The 431-nt window shown below is 52.4% G+C and carries 1 pseudogene; it reads left to right on the forward strand.

The annotated features are described in order from the left end of the window. Window positions 1–101 precede the first annotated feature (101 nt). Window positions 102–431 (forward strand): annotated as a pseudogene (locus B2067_RS12150) (hypothetical protein); the annotation flags it as partial.

Raw genomic sequence — 431 nt, forward strand, 5'->3', positions numbered from 1 at the left:
ACTGAATCGACTCAGTTCAGATTCCGAACACGGCGAAACACTATGCAAGTATTCGCTTCGTGGTACTATCTGCTCAAGCAAAATATCAGGGATTGATTCATATGCACCTGCCGCCAGATGACAAACGTTACTTCGAAAAGAACCACGAAGACCGCGCAATAGATAAGTTTGCTAAGACAGAATCACCGACAATCGCCGACCTGAACAAAGTGATTGTCACTGCTCAAATGCAGGCGGGGATTGATCGCTTTCAGGCACGGGCGGCAAAAATGACCTACGAGCAACTGGTAGAAGAGCGTCATCGCTCTGCACGCCTGGCGAAGATGTTGGAGCGCACCGGCGATAAACGCCCTAGCCCGCGTTGTGACGCGCACGCCATTATCAGTGGTGGGCATAGTCTCGCTGCACCAGCCCGAGCCGTTCTGGCATGC

Origin of the sequence: Thalassolituus sp. UBA2590 (assembly GCF_002339775.1) — a bacterium.
Lineage (GTDB): Bacteria > Pseudomonadota > Gammaproteobacteria > Pseudomonadales > Oceanobacteraceae > Thalassolituus.